Origin of the sequence: Mycobacterium sp., assembly GCF_040509115.1 — a bacterium.
GTDB lineage: Bacteria > Actinomycetota > Actinomycetes > Mycobacteriales > Mycobacteriaceae > Mycobacterium.
In genome coordinates this window covers 1-16,930 of the sequence record NZ_JBEVLO010000384.1, presented here as the reverse complement: position 1 = coordinate 16,930, position 16,930 = coordinate 1, and the positions used below count along the sequence as shown (strand labels likewise).

17 protein-coding genes and 1 pseudogene are annotated in these 16,930 nt (G+C 67.1%); 11 read left to right on the top strand and 7 right to left on the bottom strand.

Annotated features, from left to right (window positions below; translation table 11 throughout):
* The first annotated feature begins 94 nt into the window (after positions 1 to 94).
* From ABW137_RS26500 to ABW137_RS26485, 4 genes are all read left to right on the top strand, one after another.
* Positions 95 to 754 carry a class I SAM-dependent methyltransferase gene (locus ABW137_RS26500; RefSeq protein WP_526404442.1) on the top strand — a complete coding sequence of 220 codons (660 nt, stop codon included), beginning with the start codon at positions 95 to 97 and terminating at the stop codon, positions 752 to 754.
* Between the two features lie 115 nt (positions 755 to 869).
* Positions 870 to 1,496, top strand: coding sequence for an Rv1733c family protein (locus tag ABW137_RS26495; RefSeq protein ID WP_526404441.1), 627 nt, complete (start codon positions 870 to 872; stop codon positions 1,494 to 1,496).
* A gap of 97 nt (positions 1,497 to 1,593) precedes the next feature.
* Positions 1,594 to 2,382, top strand: a complete 789-nt coding sequence (locus ABW137_RS26490; RefSeq protein ID WP_526404440.1) for an SHOCT domain-containing protein — start codon at positions 1,594 to 1,596, stop codon at positions 2,380 to 2,382.
* A gap of 32 nt (positions 2,383 to 2,414) precedes the next feature.
* Entirely contained in the window at positions 2,415 to 3,185 is a 771-nt protein-coding gene (locus tag ABW137_RS26485; protein WP_526404439.1) for a DUF6498-containing protein, read from the top strand.
* Between the two features lie 4 nt (positions 3,186 to 3,189).
* Here the strand turns inward: ABW137_RS26485 and ABW137_RS26480 are convergent, their stop codons facing one another.
* On the bottom strand, positions 3,190 to 4,317 hold the full coding sequence (locus ABW137_RS26480) for an FAD-dependent oxidoreductase (RefSeq protein WP_526404438.1): 1,128 nt from the start codon (positions 4,315 to 4,317) through the stop codon (positions 3,190 to 3,192).
* A 122-nt stretch (positions 4,318 to 4,439) separates the two neighbouring features.
* Between ABW137_RS26480 and ABW137_RS26475 the strand changes: the two genes are divergently transcribed.
* The 3 genes from ABW137_RS26475 (at position 4,440) to ABW137_RS26465 (ending at position 6,666) form a co-directional block, all read left to right on the top strand.
* The gene (locus ABW137_RS26475; RefSeq protein WP_526404437.1) at positions 4,440 to 5,069 is read left to right on the top strand and encodes a TetR/AcrR family transcriptional regulator; all 630 of its coding nucleotides are present in this window, start codon (positions 4,440 to 4,442) and stop codon (positions 5,067 to 5,069) included.
* A gap of 88 nt (positions 5,070 to 5,157) precedes the next feature.
* Entirely contained in the window at positions 5,158 to 5,586 is a 429-nt protein-coding gene (locus ABW137_RS26470) for a nitroreductase family deazaflavin-dependent oxidoreductase (protein ID WP_526404436.1), read from the top strand.
* Positions 5,587 to 5,706: 120 nt separating this feature from the next.
* On the top strand, positions 5,707 to 6,666 hold the full coding sequence (locus ABW137_RS26465) for an AraC family transcriptional regulator N-terminal domain-containing protein (protein ID WP_526404435.1): 960 nt from the start codon (positions 5,707 to 5,709) through the stop codon (positions 6,664 to 6,666).
* Positions 6,667 to 6,758: 92 nt separating this feature from the next.
* Here ABW137_RS26465 and ABW137_RS26460 read toward each other — a convergent pair whose 3' ends face one another.
* Positions 6,759 to 7,052, bottom strand: a complete 294-nt coding sequence (locus ABW137_RS26460; RefSeq protein WP_526404434.1) for a hypothetical protein — start codon at positions 7,050 to 7,052, stop codon at positions 6,759 to 6,761.
* A 180-nt stretch (positions 7,053 to 7,232) separates the two neighbouring features.
* Here ABW137_RS26460 and ABW137_RS26455 point away from each other — a divergent pair.
* Positions 7,233 to 8,489: pseudogene (locus ABW137_RS26455) on the top strand (H(+)/Cl(-) exchange transporter ClcA); the annotation flags it as partial.
* A 78-nt stretch (positions 8,490 to 8,567) separates the two neighbouring features.
* A complete protein-coding gene (locus ABW137_RS26450) occupies positions 8,568 to 8,990 on the top strand; it encodes a nitroreductase family deazaflavin-dependent oxidoreductase (RefSeq protein ID WP_526404443.1) in 423 nt (140 codons plus the stop codon).
* A gap of 32 nt (positions 8,991 to 9,022) precedes the next feature.
* Here ABW137_RS26450 and ABW137_RS26445 read toward each other — a convergent pair whose 3' ends face one another.
* The 5 genes from ABW137_RS26445 to ABW137_RS26425 all read right to left on the bottom strand — a co-directional run bounded on the left by ABW137_RS26445 (position 9,023) and on the right by ABW137_RS26425 (position 14,350).
* Entirely contained in the window at positions 9,023 to 9,187 is a 165-nt protein-coding gene (locus ABW137_RS26445) for a hypothetical protein (protein ID WP_526404433.1), read from the bottom strand.
* Positions 9,188 to 9,235: 48 nt separating this feature from the next.
* A complete protein-coding gene (locus ABW137_RS26440) occupies positions 9,236 to 10,810 on the bottom strand; it encodes a Na+/H+ antiporter (protein WP_526404432.1) in 1,575 nt (524 codons plus the stop codon).
* 104 nt (positions 10,811 to 10,914) lie between these two features.
* Positions 10,915 to 11,163: a DUF6480 family protein gene (locus ABW137_RS26435; protein WP_526404431.1), complete on the bottom strand. Its 249-nt coding sequence runs from the start codon at positions 11,161 to 11,163 to the stop codon at positions 10,915 to 10,917.
* Between the two features lie 224 nt (positions 11,164 to 11,387).
* Positions 11,388 to 13,676 (bottom strand): putative bifunctional diguanylate cyclase/phosphodiesterase, encoded by a 2,289-nt coding sequence (locus tag ABW137_RS26430; protein ID WP_526404430.1) that lies wholly within the window; start codon positions 13,674 to 13,676, stop codon positions 11,388 to 11,390.
* 212 nt (positions 13,677 to 13,888) lie between these two features.
* Complete coding sequence (locus ABW137_RS26425; RefSeq protein ID WP_526404429.1) at positions 13,889 to 14,350, bottom strand: hypothetical protein; 462 nt, start codon at positions 14,348 to 14,350, stop codon at positions 13,889 to 13,891.
* Positions 14,351 to 14,573: 223 nt separating this feature from the next.
* On the opposite strand from ABW137_RS26425, the gene ABW137_RS26420 reads away from it, so the two are divergent.
* Entirely contained in the window at positions 14,574 to 15,752 is a 1,179-nt protein-coding gene (locus ABW137_RS26420; protein WP_526404428.1) for an alpha/beta fold hydrolase, read from the top strand.
* 543 nt (positions 15,753 to 16,295) lie between these two features.
* Positions 16,296 to 16,886, top strand: coding sequence for a hypothetical protein (locus ABW137_RS26415; protein WP_526404427.1), 591 nt, complete (start codon positions 16,296 to 16,298; stop codon positions 16,884 to 16,886).
* The last annotated feature ends 44 nt before the right edge of the window (positions 16,887 to 16,930 follow it).

Below are 16,930 nucleotides of genomic sequence, written 5' to 3'. Positions count from 1 at the left end.
CGCGGTCGACCGCCCCGCGCGTTGCCTGATCGGCAATCGATCTTGGCAATCGCTCCGATCGCTGGCCACACTCGGCCGGGGAGGAGGTCGCACCATGACCGAGCGAAATGCATCGGAGCTGGGCGAGGCATTCTGGGAACGACGCTGGGACATTGCGCGTCGTGAATCGAGAGGTGCTCTGCGCCAAGCGAACAAGACTATGACGGACACGGCCGGGCAGCTGACTCCCGGCGCCGCTCTGGACGCGGGCTGCGGCGACGGGGTCGACGCGACGTGGCTGGCGAGCCGCGGGTGGGACGTGACCGCGGTGGACTTCGTCGCGACGGCACTCGAACGGGGCCGCGACCATGCCGACCGGCTGGGCCCCGAGGTCGCGGCTCGAATCGATTGGGTACGAGCGGACTTGAGCACGTGGACGCCGCCAGCGGCGGCCTTCGACCTGGTGTCGGCGCACTATCTGCACGGCGTCGCGCAGCGGTTCGAGCTGTTTCGCAGGCTGGCGTCGGCGGTACGTCCCGGCGGCACGCTGCTGATCGTCGGCCATCATCCATCGAACCTGGACATCTCCGGTGGCGCGATGCAGGAGGCCGTGTTCTTCACCACCGCCGACGTGCTCGCAGTCCTCGACGAGAATTGGACCCTAGTCACGGTCGAAGACGACGTTCCGCGCCGGGACGTCACCGACGGGGCAGGGCGAGCGGTCACGTTGCGCTCGGCCGTCGTGAGGGCACGTCGAAAGTCACGTCGGAACTAGCTGTGTGGCGCCCGTCTCAGGCCACGTGTGGCGTCGGTCTCACGCCACTTGTGATCTTCGTCCCGTACGTGCTCGTGGATTGGTAACCACGGCGAATCAGGTTCACCATCGAAGCATGGGGCAAACACATCCGGACGGCTCGATCGGAGCAACGTCGGTGTTGGCGCTTCGTTCCATCCACCCGTTGGTGAGCCGAAATCCGCTGATCCGGCGGAGTGACCGCGTCGAGGCGCTGGCCATCATCCTGGTCGCATTCGTGGCCTTGTTGGCACTCCCCGCGGTCGTCCACTTCGCGTCCGACGTTCGCGACGAACGCGTCCGGGAGATCACTGCCCAGGCGAAGAGCGTTCACGCCGTGCAGGCGACCGCAGTGGCCGACGGCACCGTCCCCATCGCCGACGAGTTGGCGACCGCCGATGCCACCGTCTCGGCTGAGTGGACCCAGGGGTATCTGCCGCACGTCGAGACCGTCAAGGTCGATCACTACGTGCGCGCCGGCGATCGGTTCACCGTGTGGCTCGACGCCGACCAGCGGCCGAGCGCCGCGCCGCGCGATCCCTCGAGCGCCTCCGGTGAGGTGGCCCTTGCCGCCTTCGCGGTCTACTGCACGATCGTCGCCATCGCTGGCTTCCTCCTCCTGCTGCTCGTCGAGGCGCTCAACTTCCTTCGCCGCCGCACGTGGGACGCTCAGATCAGACTGTTGGTCGACAACGGCGGCGACTGGGTCAACAAGCAGAGCTGACGTCTGGACCGGTGGCGAGGATCCCTCCGCGTCGTCGTCGAATCAGCCGGGGTTTGCGTAACCTCGAGCGGACACCGACGACGGAGGATTGACGATCATGAAGGCCGCGGTGACCCCAGAAGCCGAGCACGCCATCGCCGACATCGCCCGACGCTTCGGTCTGTCCCGCGAGGCCGTGCTGGCGATGCTGTTCGCCGTGCACGCCGGCGGCGGCACCATGGCCCAGTTCGCCATCCCGGAGCTCGGAGGCTCCGGGCAGTGGATGCGGGGCGGCATGACGATGGTCGGCAACATGTTCGACAATGCGCTCAAGGCACGCGTCGATGCGCTGTGTAGCGAGCTGGCCCAGCTGCTCGCCACTGCCACGGTGTTCCCGGAGCCGGCCTCGCCAACCGATCCGGCCTCGCCAGCCCGTCCGACCTCGCCAGCCGGTCCGACCTCGGCGAACTGGTGGCCTGCCGATCTCGGCGTTCCCAGTTCATCCGGCGGGCAGAACGATGCGCGCTATGCGGTCTTTCCTGGCATCCGTCGGCTCGCGATCCAAGCTCGCGGCGTGACAAGGGTTTTCGACACCGGCGAACACCGCATCGGCGGAGTGCAGCAACAGCAGGGCGGTGGCCCCGGCTCGGTGAGCTTCACCAGTCAGTTGGGCACCTTCGACGTGTCGAGTCTGACCGAACTCGGTGCGCGGCAGGTCGCGCACACCCCAGCCGCCGTTCCCGAGCCGCAACACCCGCCCATGCCCGCTCCTCCTCAGGCGCCCTTGGCTGCAGATCCCGCACCGATCATCTCGGCCATCGAGTCGCTGGCCGGTCTGCACGAACGCGGCATCCTCTCCGATGAGGAGTTCGCCACGAAGAAGGCCGAACTACTCGGCAGGCTGTAAGTCGGGTCCAGCGGGCGTAGCTTGACGTCGCAGTGACACACATCGTTCATCTTCTGACCCTGCTGGGGGTCGTCGGCGTGCCCGCTCTCGGCTGGTTCGGCGGGCAGTGGTCGGGTGGTACCACACTGGTCGTCTACTGGTTCGAGACGGTCGCGGCCTGCCTCCTGATTTCGGCCCGCATCGTTCTTCAGCGACGGTGGGCCCCCCGCCGGGGCCACTTCTGTTACCGGGCGCCGAGCGCCAACCGGCGCAGCGGCCAGTCCGCGTCCTTCCTGACGGGCTTCGTGGTCACCGGCTTCGCCTTCTGCGGAGCCCACGCCGTGTTCCTCGCCGCGTTCATCTTCCTTCTCCACCACAACGGCAAGGACGAGCTTGCTCAAGTCGACTGGCGCAGTGTGGGTTTCGGGTGCCTGGCGGTGATGGCATTTCTGACCATCGAATTCCTGGTTGACCTGCGCAGTCTGCGCAGGTGGTCGTTCTGGCAGATCGAGCAACTGGCGAATCGCGGTCTGAGTCGAGTAGTCGTCGTCCATCTAACGCTGATCTTCGGCCTGTTCGCGATTGCGGTCACCGGGGCGTCCAACGCGCTGTTCGGCATCTTCGTCGTGCTCAAGACCCTTGCCGCCCTGAGTTCCGCCCTACCCCAGTGGGAACCCGCCACGGTTCCGAAGTGGTTGAGCCGCATCATGAACCGTGTTCCCAATGTGCGTCCGGGCGAGCGCTTCGAGGACTTCTGGGCCAAGGACCGCACCGACGAGGTCGTTCGACGCGAGAGCAACGAACTGCCGTGGGTCAGCGGCTAGCCGCTCACCCCTGCGCGCCCGCGATGAAGTCGATGAGCGCGTGGGGTGCGCCGTCGCCCAGGAGGAGTTCCTGGATGTGGTGCGCGTCCACGGCCGCCGCCTCGCTGCGGGGGAACAGTGCGGCCTCGTACGCGGCGAGTGCCGCTTCGACGTCGTCGGGGTACGCGGCGATCGCGTTGCCGAGTTCGGCTCCGTCGAGCATCGCCAGGTTCGCGCCGTCGCCGCCGGGTGGGGTCAAGTGCGCGGCGTCGCCGAGGAGCGTCACGCCCGCCACTCGGTCCCACCGGTGCCCAGTGGGGAGGGTGTAGAGCATTCGCAGCACGGGAGCGGTGTCGCCGTCGGTGATCAGCGCGGTGAGTTCCGGTGCCCAGCCATCGAATTCGGTCGCAACGCGGGCCGTCGCGGCGGTCGCGTCGGTGAAGTCGATGCCCGAGATCCAGGTGGCTGGCCTGGTCAGACCGACGTAGGCGTGTAGGACGCCGTTGACCTCGCGGTGCGCCACGATGCCCTTTCCCGGCGCCAGCGCGTACATCGCCCCGTTGCCGACGGCTGCGGCCACTGCCGGATGCCGTTGGTCGGCGTCGTACAGGTAGGTCTCGACGTACGACGTGCCTGCGTACTCGGGAGTGGCGGCTGAGACCAGCGGTCGAATCCTCGACCAGGCGCCGTCGGCGCCGACGAGAAGGCTGGTGACCACGGTGGAGCCATCCGCAAAGAAGAGTTCGTGTCGGCCGTCACCGAGGGCGACGACGCCGGTGACCTTGCGCCCCCACTCGATCACGCCGTCCGGCAGCGACTCGATGAGGATTCGACGCAGGTCGCCGCGCAGCACCTCGGGACGCCCTCCCGTGCCATCGTCCGGTTCGTCGTACAGCACCGCTCCATGTTGGTCGAGCGCACGGGCCGCCTCGGCACCCTGGTGGATGATCGCGCGGAATTCGGCGGTGAGGCCGGCCGTTTCGAGCGCCAGTTGTCCGTCGGCCTCGTGAATGTCGAGTTGGCCGCCCTGGGTGCGGGCCCCCGCTGTCGGCTCGGCTTCGTAGACCGTCGCGGCGATGCCGCGGACGTGCAGGACCCTTGCAAGGGTGAGGCCGCCGAGGCCTGCCCCGACGATCGTGACCGGTGTCGGCATCGTGCTCCTTTTCAAATCCCATGGAACGTTGTTCCAGGCATAGCTTGGAACAACGTTCCAGTCGTGTCAAGATGAATGTCATGGCGAGTGGGACACAACGGGGTGAGAGACGCGCTGACGCGTTGTCTAAGGATCGGATCGTCGAGACCGCGATCGAGATCCTCGACGCCGAGGGCGAGAAGGCCCTCACGTTTCGCGCCCTCACCGCACGCTTGGCGACCGGACCTGGAGCGATCTACTGGCACGTCGCCAACAAGGACGACCTCCTCGCGGCGACGACCAACGACGTCATCGCCCGGGTCATCGCCGACGTGGTCGGTGGTGCGGAACCGCGAACCGCCATCCGCGCCATCGCTCTCGGGTTGTTCGACGCGATCGACGCGCATCCGTGGGTGGGTACCCAATTGTCCCGCGAGCCGTGGCAGTCCGCGATGGTGCAGATCTTCGAGGGCATCGGTGGGCGGCTCGATGCGCTCGGCGTCCCCGAGCGCGCCCAATTCGATTGCGCCTCTGCGCTACTGAACTACATCCTCGGCGTCGCGGGACAAAATGCCGCGAACGCCCGCAACATCGCGCCGGGGACCGACCGGTCGGCGTTCCTCGCGAACGTCGCCGCACTGTGGACGCAGCGGGACCCCGCCGAGTACCCGTTCGTGCACCGGGTGGCCGGGCAGCTCAGTGGGCACGATGACCGCGACCAGTTCCTTGCGGGCATCGACCTCATCCTCGCCGGCATCCGGACCGTCCGCTGAACGCGCGTCGGTGCGGGCCGGGAATAATCGACGGCGGTCGACTGGCTTATCGTGAGGGCGCCCCAGCCCCGAACCGGAGGACGAATCAATGACAGAGGCCATCGACTTCGACGAGATGAACCGGAAGGTCATCGCCGAGTTCCGCGAGTCAGGAGGACGGGCGGGCGGCATATTCGAGAACAAGCCGCTCATCCTCGTGCACCACGTGGGGGCCAAGTCGGGGACCCAGCGAATCGCGCCGCTGGTACCGCTGATCGAGGACGGTCGCATCTACATCTTCGCCAGCAAGGGCGGATCCGACACCAATCCCGACTGGTATCACAACCTGGTCGCCAACCCGCAGACCGTCGTGGAACTGGGCACGGAGACGTTCCCCGTGACCGCGCGCCAACTCAGCGGAGCCGAGCGCGACGAAATCTATGCCAAGCAGTCCGAGGTGGAACCGCAGTTCGGCGAGTATCAGCGCAAGACCAGTCGGTCGATCCCGGTGTTCGAGCTGCAACGCGACGATCGGTAGCGGTCGCCTATCGATCGATGGCACGAGGGTATTGGACGACGAGCATCACCACGGGTGAAATCGTCTCATGGCACGTCACAGTCCATTCGGCGCCGGCTACCGATCGGCTAGGTGCCGACCATGAGCCCCCGCGACCCGATCGAGCACTGCGCCACCTCACGTCAACTCATCGATGAATTGCACAGGCACGCACCGAATGTCGGCGCCAACGTCACCCCCTTGCCCAGCCTGACCGTCTACCGGTTCACCGGATCGACCGAGCCGCGCTGGGAGGACATTCGTGGCCTCTCGCTGTGCATCGTCGCTCAGGGGCGGACGGCAGCCACCGACCGTGGCGAACTCCACGTCTACGACCAATTCGACTACGTCGTCGTCGGCAGGCGTTCGAGATATCGAATCGAGTTCCTTGACGCTTCGCCCGCCGAACCTTGCCTGTGCCTGGTACTACAGATCGAACCGGCCACCGTGCGCCGCATCGGCGATCAGATGCGCGACGGCGGTGGGATCAAGACCAGTGGGATCAAGAGCAAGGGCAGCTCCGTTCGGTACGCCTCCGACGGATGCCTGATGTCCTCGCTGGACGACGAACTGATGGGCGCGGTGCTCCGGTTGGTGCGGTCCGCGCGAACCGAGGCGGACCGCAACGTACTGACGCCGCTCTACCTCAGGGAATTGGTGTACCGCATCCTGCAGCGTGATCGTTCCAACCGATTGATGCACTTCGCCACCAGTCTGGTTGGGCGGCAACCCGTCGTTGCCGCGGTGAACTACATCAGCGAGAACCTGGACGAGAACATCACCGTCACCCGATTGGCGGAGCACGTCAATCTGAGTCCCTCGGCGTTCTCCCGAGTGTTCCGGGAGGCGACCGGCTCGTCGCCCTACCAATACGTCAAGCACGCGCGATTCGACCGCGCCTGCGAACTGTTGACCGACGAGCGGCGCAGCGTGGCGGAGGTGGCCCGATCCGTCGGGTACAGCAGCACGTCGCACTTCATCAAGGAGTTCCGCACCCGGCGTGGCACGACACCCGGCGAGTACGCCGACGCGCACGCGAAAGTTGCCCTGCGGCACTGCTGAATCGGACTGTGCCCATCGCGCCGCGAAGACGCGCGGAATGGGCAACGGTCGAGCACGATCGCGTTACCGGAATCGCCTCCACTTGCGGTTGGCTACATCTCACGACCCCCCGCGATTGGAGATGTGATGCCACTAGACCTCGACACCGCCCGCGTGGCGCGCACGGTGGCGACCGCTGCCACGTTCGGTGTGATGGCGGTGGCGCTCGCCGCATGCGGAGGTGGCGGCTCGGAGAGCCCGTCGACCAGCTCGACCTCGAGCTCGACGACGCCGCCCTCGGTGTCGCCGACGGAGAAGAGCATCAACCCGACCGGTGGAAACAAGTTCACGCCACCCGTGCAGGCGCCGGCCGCGCCTACCGCCATCCCCGGAAACCGGGAGAACACGGGATAACCTCCGTGCGAGACTGATCGGACCTTCAGCCGTCGAGGAGACCGATTGCCCGTCATTCGTCACTCCGGCCCCGGCCCCGCCGAACCGACTCGCCGATCACAGTGACTGAACCCGGGCCGACTGAACCCGCGCCGACGGAACCCGCGCCGGATCCAGCACGAAGGCCCGCGCCGTTGGGCGGCGGGGCGCTCGTGTGCGTCACCGCGATCATCGCCGGCGTGGTCATCGGCTTCGTCGGGGGCGCTTTCCGCTGGTGTCTGGACAGGGCCGACGTCCTGAGGACGGATCTGGTCGACTGGGCGCACCGGCTCCCAGGACCGGGATGGCTGGTACCCGTCGCCGTCGCCGCGCTGGGTGCGACGGTCGCCGCACTGATCGTGCGACGGGTACCCCTCGCCGCAGGCAGCGGCATCCAGCACGTCGAGGCCGTGTTCCGCGGCTCGGCAACGCCGCCACCGCTCCTCCTCCTTCCAGCCAAGTTCATCGGCGGAGTCATCGCGATCGGATCGGGTCTCGTCCTTGGGCGCGAGGGACCAACCGTGCACATGGGTGCGGTCATCGGCGCCGAGGCGGCACGGCGCGCGCGTCTCCCGGACCCCGACGTCAGGATGATGCAGACCGCACTGGGCGGCGCGGGCCTGGCGGTGGCGTTCAACGCGCCCATCGGCGGCGTCCTGTTCACGCTCGAGGAGGCCACGAAGTCCTTCCGGGTCCGGACCGTGTTGACCACGGTGCTCGCCGCCGCGACCGCCGTCGGCTGCTCACGGCTGCTCGTCGGCAATCATCCCGACTTCCTCGTCGAACCGATCGCGGCACCGTCCGTCGCGCTACTACCGCTGTTCGCCGTCTTCGGACTCCTCACGGGCTGTCTCGGTGTCGCCTACAACAGGTTGCTTCTGGTCTTCCTCGACACCGTCGCAGGCGTGCGTCTCATTCCAAAGGTGTTGAAGGCGAGCATCATCGGAGCCGTGATCGGGCTGTTGATGGCCGTCGATCCGCTGACGGTGGGTGGCGGCGACACCTTGACGCAGCTGATCGTCGGCGGCAACCACGTCGTGGTACCCGCGATGCTCGGCTACCTGCTGGTGCGATTCATCGCGGGGCCGTTGTCCTACTCCGCAGCCGTCCCCGGTGGCTTGTTCGCTCCCCTGCTGGCGATCGGCGCCCTCTGGGGTGTGCTGTTCGTCGGTGTCGTCGACGCCCTCTGGCCCGGCGACGCCACGTCGCTGATGGTTCCGATGGCGATCGTCGGCATGGGCGCGTTCTTCGGTGCCACCGTGCGGGCCCCCGTGACGGGCATGGTAATCGTCATCGAGATGACGGCGACGACATCGGTCGCGGTGCCGATGATGGCGGCCACCGCCGCAGCGGTGCTGGTTGCCGAATTCTTCAAGGCCCAACCGATTTACGACAGTCTCGGCAAACGGATGCCCGCCGAGATCGCAATGCTGGACGGCCCGGAGCGCGAACGAGGGAATAAGGGCCCCGCGGCGGTCGTTGTGCGGCCCGTGACTGAGCATGCCGAACTGAGCCCAACCGAGTGGGTCCGCGAACAGACCGAACGCATCCTGAAGCAGGGCACCACCGACGGCGTCGAGGTGCAGGACCGACCCATCGTCCTGTTCACGACGACGGGGGTGAAGTCGGGCAAGAAGCGCTACGTCCCACTGATGCGCGTCGAGGAAGACGGCCGGTACGCCATGGTCGCCTCCAAGGGTGGCGCCCCGGAGCACCCGTCGTGGTACTTCAACGTGAAGGCCAACCCGGCCGTCACGGTGCAGGACGGCGAGAAGATCGCAAACCTGACGGCCCGCGAGATCGAGGGCGCGGAGCGCGAGCACTGGTGGAAGCTGGCCGTCGAGGCCTACCCGTCATACGCCGAATACCAGACCAAGACTGATCGCTTGATCCCGGTATTCGTCGTCGAGTAGTGGCCCATCGGTCAGGTCGCCGTGTGGCGGAGCTACCCGGCGACCCGGTCGTGCCGCGCGACGGTGTAGCTGTCGCCACCCCCGTCGTCACTGGCCTCGATCTTGGTCGCGCGTCCACACACCGGGCAGGTGGTCGCCTCGTCGGGAGGCGGGCCTGCCGGTAGGTCACGGCCACTGCCTTCGCACTCGCTCGCCATTGATCCTCCACTTCCCCAGGTTTCACTCAACGATGGTTTGAATCGACGTCACTCGGGCTGGCTGCCCTTGGCGTCGAGTCTGCGCAGCACCCGGTCGACCACGGTCGGGTCGGTACCGGGTTCGGCACGCGCCTCGAGCACTGCTTCTCGGGCGGCAGCGAGCAACTCGTCCTTCATCGCGTTGACCGTCCCCGCGTGCTCCACGTGCTCGGCGTCCCGGTCTGCACTCCCGTCGCGGGGTCGCAACCCCATCGAGTGCCACATCCGGTCGGCGTTCTCTCGCACTTGGCCGACGACGTCACCATCGGCGTCCGGCCTGTCCTCGATCTCCCGAAGGCAGCGTGAGCTCGCCTCACGCGCCCGGTGCATCAGGTGCTGTTCGAGATCCTCCTCGTCACCTTCGGGCGCACGTACGTTCAAGGCGTGCACCAGAAGTGGGAGCGTCAGCCCCTGCACCAGCAACGTGACGACGATGACGACGAAGGCGATGAAGATCAACCGATCCCGTTCCGGGAACGGCTCGGGACCGATCGGCAGGGCGAGCACCGCCACCAACGTGACGACGCCACGCATCCCGGCCCAGGACGCCACCGTCATCTCCCGCCACCCCGTCGGCTCGGCCGTGTCGTTCTTCCGCCGTCGCATACGTTCGTCCAGGCTGGCCACGGGGATGATCCACAGGAACCGGATCACGACGACGGCGACGGTGACCAACAGCGCCTGCCAGACCAGCTCGCCCACCGGCCCACCGACGCTGCCCGCCACCGCACGCAGCTCCAACCCCACGAACGCAAAGGCAGCGCCGGTCACCAGGAGCTCGACGATCTCCCAGGTGGTGCCCGTGACGAACCGGGTCTGCGACGACTCGACGTCGCCGGCGCGACTGAGCGCCAGGGCTACCGTCACCACCGCGATGACTCCGCTGCCATGGGCGGCGTCCGCGGCGGCGTAGGCCGCGAACGGCACCACCAGGATGAGGGCGCTGGCCGCGGGGTGCGGCGGTAACCGCCCGACCAACCATCGCGTGATCACCGCGATGAGCAAGCCGATCGCCACACCGACCGTGATGGCGAGCACCAGCGTCCCACCGGCGTGCCACGGCGAGAACGCGCCAGTGACCGTGGCGGCCACCGCGACCTCGTAGAGCACCAGAGCGGTGGCGTCGTTGGATAAACCCTCCCCTTCGAGCACCGTCCGAAGCCGTTGCGGCAGGCGGAGTTTGCGGGCAACCGCCGTCGCCGCGACCGGATCCGGCGGCGCCACCGCCGCACCGAGCGCGAGGCCGGCCGCCAACGGCAGACCTGGAATCAGGGCCGAGAGCAGGGCGCCCACCGCGAAGGCGGTCACCCCGACCAGCGCGACGGCGAGCAGGCCGATCGCGCGCCGGTTGTCGAGGAACTGACGCCACGACGTGCGCCGCGCCGCGGCGAAGAGCAGCGGAGGCAATACCAGCGGCAGGATCAGGTCCGGGTTGACCTCTGGCACCTTCAGTCCCGGCGTGAAGGCCAGCACCAGTCCGAAGCCCAACAGCGCGACCGGGTAGGGCACGTTGAACCGCTCGGCGATCGGTGCGAGCACCACGGTGGCCAGCAGCAGCCCCAACAGCAGCGTCAGCTCAACCACGTCACCCTCCCCTCTTCGCTCTTGAGCGTCACGAACAACCCGACACCTCACCGTAGAACTGGGCTGCGCGACTCATGTCGTGACGGTCACACGGGCGAGACTGGTCACCACCTGGGCATGACGCCGATGGCCTGCAGGAAGTAGAGCACCGAGATCGTCAAGAAGACCGCGAAGAAGATCCCGACGGCGACCATCGCCGCGATCATGGCCGGCGTGAATCGGCTACGGGGTGGCGGGTCCTGATTGGCCGACGCCGACGTCTGGGCCGAGTCCGGCGGCGTGTCACCAGGTTCGACGCCACCAGCGGCGACCGACGTGTTCGCGGGATCTGGGTCTGGCGGAAGAGCCGTCATCGCAAGGTGATCCGACGTTCGCGCCCACCTTGACGCTCCCGCTCCCACGCGTCGAAGTCCTGCGCATGGTCGGTTGGAGGCATCAGGTGGAGCAGTGGGACGTGTGCGTATCCAAGTGCTCGCCCCATGGCAACTGAATGAACGATGTTCACCACGCTCTTGAACCTGGCCAATAACCTCATGCGCGGACTCCTGTCGACTTCGTCGTCTGCACATCCCCGCACTCACCGACGCTCAAACACACCTGCCCGCGTCAATGAGACGTCACTTATACCCACCGCCGGCCCGTCGTTCATCCCCACCGCCCGCCCGTCGTTGATCCCCACCGCCCGCCCGAACAGGTAACCCTGGGCGAGTCGGCAGCCCGCGGCGAAGACCGTCTCGGCCTGAGCTTCGTGCTCGATTCCCTCGGCGATCACTTCCATCCCCAGGTCCGTGCACAATCCGATCACCGAGCGATACAGCGCCAAGCCCTGATCGGGCTCGGCGCCCCCCAGAAGACTGCGGTCGATCTTGACGACTTTGACCGGGAGGGCGTGGAGGTAGCTGAGTGAGTTGTATCCCGCGCCGAAGTCGTCCAGGGCGAACCGGACGCCGGTCGCACTGAGGCGTTGAATCGCTCTGGCGCCCTCGCACAGATCCACGATCGGTACGGTTTCGGTGATTTCCAGGACGAGCCGCTCCGGATCGACCGAATGGCGGTCGAGAGTCCGCAGCACCTGCTTCTCGAAAGCCTTGTTTCCCAACCTCGCGGCGCCGATGTTGACGTGAATGCCGTAGTGCAGCCCGGCCGCCTGGAGTTCGCGACAGGCGACCTCCAACACCATCGCGTCGAGGGTCGCACCGAGGCCGGCGCTCTCGGCCACCGCGACGAAGGTCTCCGGTGGGATCTGCATGCCGTTCGGGGCCGACCACCGTGCGAGGGCCTCGACCGCCACCGGACTCCCACCGGGGAGGGTCACCACGGGTTGATAGGCCAGGCTGAATCCCTGGGGGACCCCGCCCTTGGCATCTCGCAGCGCGCTCGGAAAATCAACTGTCACACCGGATTTCGGGCAGTAGATCACCGCAGTGTCCTTGCCGAGACGCTTGCCGGCATACATCGAGATGTCAGCCTGCCGCATCAGATCGTCGGACGTCGGCGCCGGGTCGCCGACTCCCGCGTGGACCAGACCCATGCTGGCCCGCACGCGAACGGATGAGCCGTGCACGGCGAACGGATCCCTCAGCGCGACTCGCAGTTTATCGGCCACGACCTCGGGTGCCTCGAACTCGTTCTCGATCAGGATGGCGAACTCGTCACCTCCGATGCGGGCGAGGGTGTCTGACTCATCGACGCAGCCACGGAGCCGAGTTCCGACGGCGCACAGCAGGTCGTCACCCGCGGCATGGCCGAACTTGTCGTTGACTTCCTTGAAGTCATCGATGTCAACGAAGATGAGCACGAACTTGCCGTGCCGCACTGCTCCGTCGAGTCGACGAGCGAACAGCACCCGGTTGGGAAGTCCGGTCAGTGAATCGTGGTGCACCTGATGGTCTAGTCGGCGCTGCGCCTCGTACAACCGCCGCGTCAACAGCCGTTGCGCGCGCATCGCCACGACTTGTCGTGCGGTGACGAGCAACACCATCACCACGCCGACGCAGACGACCACCACGGGGAGCTGCCGGCCGATCAACAGGTGAAAGGCGCACAGCACCACGATGCCGAGGAACCCGACGAAGGGCAGGAACGACGGCACCCCGTCCACGATCTCGCTGGCCCGGCTGCCATCCCTCGGCGGCGGCAATTCGAGCACGGCGAAGCCAATCATCAACGGCCCGAGGATGAGTCCGAGGCCACCCCACACGTCGCCGGACTCAAGGTCGACGGTCTGCAGGTAGGCGACCACCCGGTCGGACCCCGCGATCAGCAGAACTCCCCCCGACAGCAGCAGGTAGTTCATCCGATAGGGGCGATCGCGCCGGTATGCCATCGCCATCAGCACCGCCAACACCACCACGGTCAGTTCCAAGACGGTGTAGGCGATCACGATGTTGGGGTGCTGTGACCGCGGCAGGGCTGCGGTGGTCGACGCACCCAATCCGGCGATCAAGACCACCATCGAGAACGCCGTCGCAGCTACCATTCCATCCAATACGGCAAGCGCCCGGGCATGGCGCGGGGGCCCGTTGTGTCGACCGCGTAGACCTCCGCCGCTGCGTACCAACAGAATCATCGCGGCCAGGGACAACATCGGCGGCAGGAAGTAGGCGGCGACTCCCGCCGAGGGCGCCGCTCCGCCGCTCTCACTCGCGTCGCTCGACCACCAGAGCACCTCGCCCACCAGCCAACTGGTCATGGCGCCGACCACCAGCAATCGCCACCCGCGTGCGAGCCCTGTCCCTCGCCGCGCCATCACCAAGGCGCAGACCAGCGCCCCGCCCCCGACCATCGCCTGGAGCGCCACCGCCCCCCACCGGGCAGTCTCATCGCCATCCGGGGCCAGTGCGTTGACGCACAAAAGAACTGTCACCGTAGCAAATATGCGGCGACAAATCTGGCTACCCGATATCGCCACAACCCCCCGTCTATGCCACTGTCGACGTACACCCCGTTTTGCCACGACGTGGTCGTGGCAACGCACACTCTTTCGGCGATGACCATGAGGACACCGGTGGCTTGCCGCAAACTCGTCCGCAATTGTACGGCAAACGCTGTTACCGGCCTTGCGGGCAACCGGACGTGCTAGGCGTAGGACGCACCCGTTGGTGCGTCGGCGGTGCTGGCAATGCGGCTGCTGAGCAGCGCGACCCATGACCGCAATCCATCGACACAGCCGCTCAGCGTCGGCACGTCCTGGGTGGGGACGGTCGACCGTCTCTCCAGCAACTCGATGATGCGCCGACACCGGGCAGCTTCGGCCACTAGCTCGCCGCGGGGCGCGGCTGCCAGTCGATACTCGGGCCAACGCGCATAGAACGTCGCCGATCCGTTCAGCAGGATGGTCAGCTCCGAGGTGGAGCCATCGACCAGCCGGGTCGCTACGCGGGTGGCGATGCCGCCTACGGCGAGCAGGGCCAGCACCGAGAGGGCGGTGAGGAACCATCCGGACCACCCCTGGGACGCATGGGCCGCGCGGAAGTCCTCTCCGTCTGCGACGAGGCTGGCCAGCACGGTGCCCAGCAACTCACCAACGGACGCCTGCATGGCCGAATTCTAGAGCCGTCCATCCCGTGCCGTTGCCGTTTGCAGCAACCCGTTCGTCCGTGGGGGTCGAGTCGGCGGACCGGCTGTACCCGCGGCGGCGTCGGAACCGCTCCCGGGGATTGTCCGCCGCTGCTGTGCGGCCTCCCTCTCGCCGCGTAGGAAACGCCGTCGAGTGATGGTTCACAAGCGCCAATTGTCTTGCTGCACCGCATAACATGAGGACATGCCAGACTCCGCGCGCCCGGCTCCGTTCACTCTCCTGACCGATCCGGCCGAACTGGACGACCTCCAGTCAAGGCTGCGTTCGACCCGCTGGCCGGATGCGCCCGACGGCGCCGAATGGCAGCTGGGGGCCGACGTCGACTACCTTCACGAGCTAATCACTTACTGGACGGACGGGTTCGACTGGCCCGCGCAGGAGGCGCTGCTGGCTCGCCATCCCCACTTCCACGTGGAGCTCGATCACCTCGACATTCACTTCGTCCACGTCCGATCGGCCGCGAACACCGGGCCTGCCATGCCCCTCGTGCTCTGTCACGGCTGGCCGGATTCGTTCTGGCGGTACTCGAAGGTCATTCCGCTGCTCACCGATCCTGGTGCGCACGACGCCGATCCCGCCGACGCCTTCGACGTCGTCGTACCGGACATGCCGGGTTACGGGTACTCGGAGGCTCCGAGCGGCCGGATACTGAACACCATCGACGTGGCCGGTCTGTGGGCGCGGCTCATGGAGCTCCTTGGCTACTCCCGATTCGGCGCAGCGGGCGGCGACATCGGCAGCGGTGTCGCCCGCTACCTCGCGCTCGACCACGCCGATCACGTCGCGGCGGTACACCGCATCGACGCCGGGCTGCCCGTCTTCACTGGCGACCCCGCGGTTCTGACGCCGCCGGAGCGCGACTATCTCGACGCGGCGGCGACCTGGTCGGCGACCGAGGGGGCCTACGGCGCCATGCATCGCACGAAGCCGCAGACGGCAGCAGTCGGACTCACCGACTCCCCCGCCGGACTTGCCGCCTGGATCGTCGAGAAGCTGCGTGCCTGGAGTGACTGCGACGGCGACGTCGAGCGACGCTTCACCAAGGACGAGATCCTCACCAACGTAACGCTTTACTGGCTTCGACGATCGATCGCGCCGTCGATGCGGATGTACCACGCCAATGGCGCCATCGCGACCGATCAGCACGCGCGCCGGGTCGAGGTGCCGTCAGGCTTCTCACTGTTCCCCGCCGACATCGCCCACCCACCGCGCGCCTGGCTCGATCGGGTGGCCAACGTGGTTTACGTCGGCGAACCGGATCGCGGCGGACACTTCGCGCCGTTCGAGGAGCCGGAGCTCTATGCGCGAGAGCTTCGCGAGTTCTTCCGGCCCTATCGCGCCACAGCCGGGCAACGGGACTAGTTGCGGTCGCACCGCGGCGGCGAGTCACGCGTTCCCGACGGGAACGCAGCCGCGCAGGCGGTCGAGGTTATTTGCTCCCGTCCGCCTTCCTGCGGGCGTCATTGGTCGTCAAGCCCGGGAGACGGGGCGCCGCCACTCCGAGTGCCAAGATGGACTGGGTCGCCCCCGGGTGCCGCCGAACCAATCGTTCATTTGGTCGCAGACATGCGGGACGATCATCCAATTTTCGGCACCCTTGGACTTCCTTGCCGAGCACACACTTCTTCACTGCGCAAAGCTCGATTCGCATTCGCTTCGGTCACGAATCGATCTCGCGCTATTCCCATTCTGGGGCTTGTCAATTTTGGTAGTTGAGCTGGCCATATTCCCTCTGCACTGCGGCTGACGTCACGTTTTCAACACGGCGTAGTCACGGTGCGGTTCGTTTCTGTGTCAGCCTGGCAACCAATTCAAATCCCGGCTAGACACCATTTACGTGTTGCTATACGGTTCGGTTGCGGAATTCCACCGCTGTCATTTACCCAACAATTAAGGGGGTCGATAGTGACGATTGCCTTTGGTCGACTCGCTATCCATGTCGTCGCCGCCGCCGGGCTCTGCGCGGCCACCGTGGCGTTGAGCTCGAACGCGGCGGCACTGCCGTTGGTGACGGGCGGAATTCATTGCTATGAGACCTCCGCAGGCGATGCGGCGGCGGCCGGTGGGGCCGGGGTTGGCGGTGCCGGCGGAGGTGGAGCCGCAGCGGCAGGCGGAGGTGCCGTCCCGTGCAGCGCCGCCTCGGTACAGTCCGCGGGCATCGTTCCCGCCGCGGCGCCCGTGCCCGTCGCCGCACCCGTACCCGTCGCCGCACCCGTACCAGTCGGCGCACCGGTTCCGGTCGGCGCACCGGTTCCGGTGGGCGCACCGGTTCCGGTCGGCGCACCGGTTCCGGTCGGCGCACCCGTACCCGCTGCGGCACCGGTGCCCGTCGGCGCACCCATCGCCGTGGCCGCTGCGCCTGCGCCGATCGCTGCTCCGCTCGCTGAAATGGGCGGTACCGCAACGGGTAAGGGCGCACCGGTCGGGACCGTGCCGGCGGGCGAGGGGCAACCCATTCTGCCCGGCCCGTCGGGCGCTCCCGGAGCTGCCGGGTAGCCGCCGTCAGTTGACCTGCGAATGGTGGGCACGGCCATGGCCGT

Bases quoted from the DNA above. Each gene is read 5' to 3' on its own strand.
- ABW137_RS26500 (WP_526404442.1), top strand. From the start codon at position 95: ATGACCGAGCGAAATGCATCGGAGCTGGGCGAGGCATTCTGGGAACGA.
- ABW137_RS26495 (WP_526404441.1), top strand. From the start codon at position 870: ATGGGGCAAACACATCCGGACGGCTCGATCGGAGCAACGTCGGTGTTG.
- ABW137_RS26490 (WP_526404440.1), top strand. From the start codon at position 1,594: ATGAAGGCCGCGGTGACCCCAGAAGCCGAGCACGCCATCGCCGACATC.
- ABW137_RS26480 (WP_526404438.1), bottom strand. From the start codon at position 4,317: ATGCCGACACCGGTCACGATCGTCGGGGCAGGCCTCGGCGGCCTCACC.
- ABW137_RS26470 (WP_526404436.1), top strand. From the start codon at position 5,158: ATGACAGAGGCCATCGACTTCGACGAGATGAACCGGAAGGTCATCGCC.
- ABW137_RS26465 (WP_526404435.1), top strand. From the start codon at position 5,707: ATGAGCCCCCGCGACCCGATCGAGCACTGCGCCACCTCACGTCAACTC.
- ABW137_RS26445 (WP_526404433.1), bottom strand. From the start codon at position 9,187: ATGGCGAGCGAGTGCGAAGGCAGTGGCCGTGACCTACCGGCAGGCCCG.
- ABW137_RS26435 (WP_526404431.1), bottom strand. From the start codon at position 11,163: ATGACGGCTCTTCCGCCAGACCCAGATCCCGCGAACACGTCGGTCGCC.
- ABW137_RS26425 (WP_526404429.1), bottom strand. From the start codon at position 14,350: ATGCAGGCGTCCGTTGGTGAGTTGCTGGGCACCGTGCTGGCCAGCCTC.
- ABW137_RS26420 (WP_526404428.1), top strand. From the start codon at position 14,574: ATGCCAGACTCCGCGCGCCCGGCTCCGTTCACTCTCCTGACCGATCCG.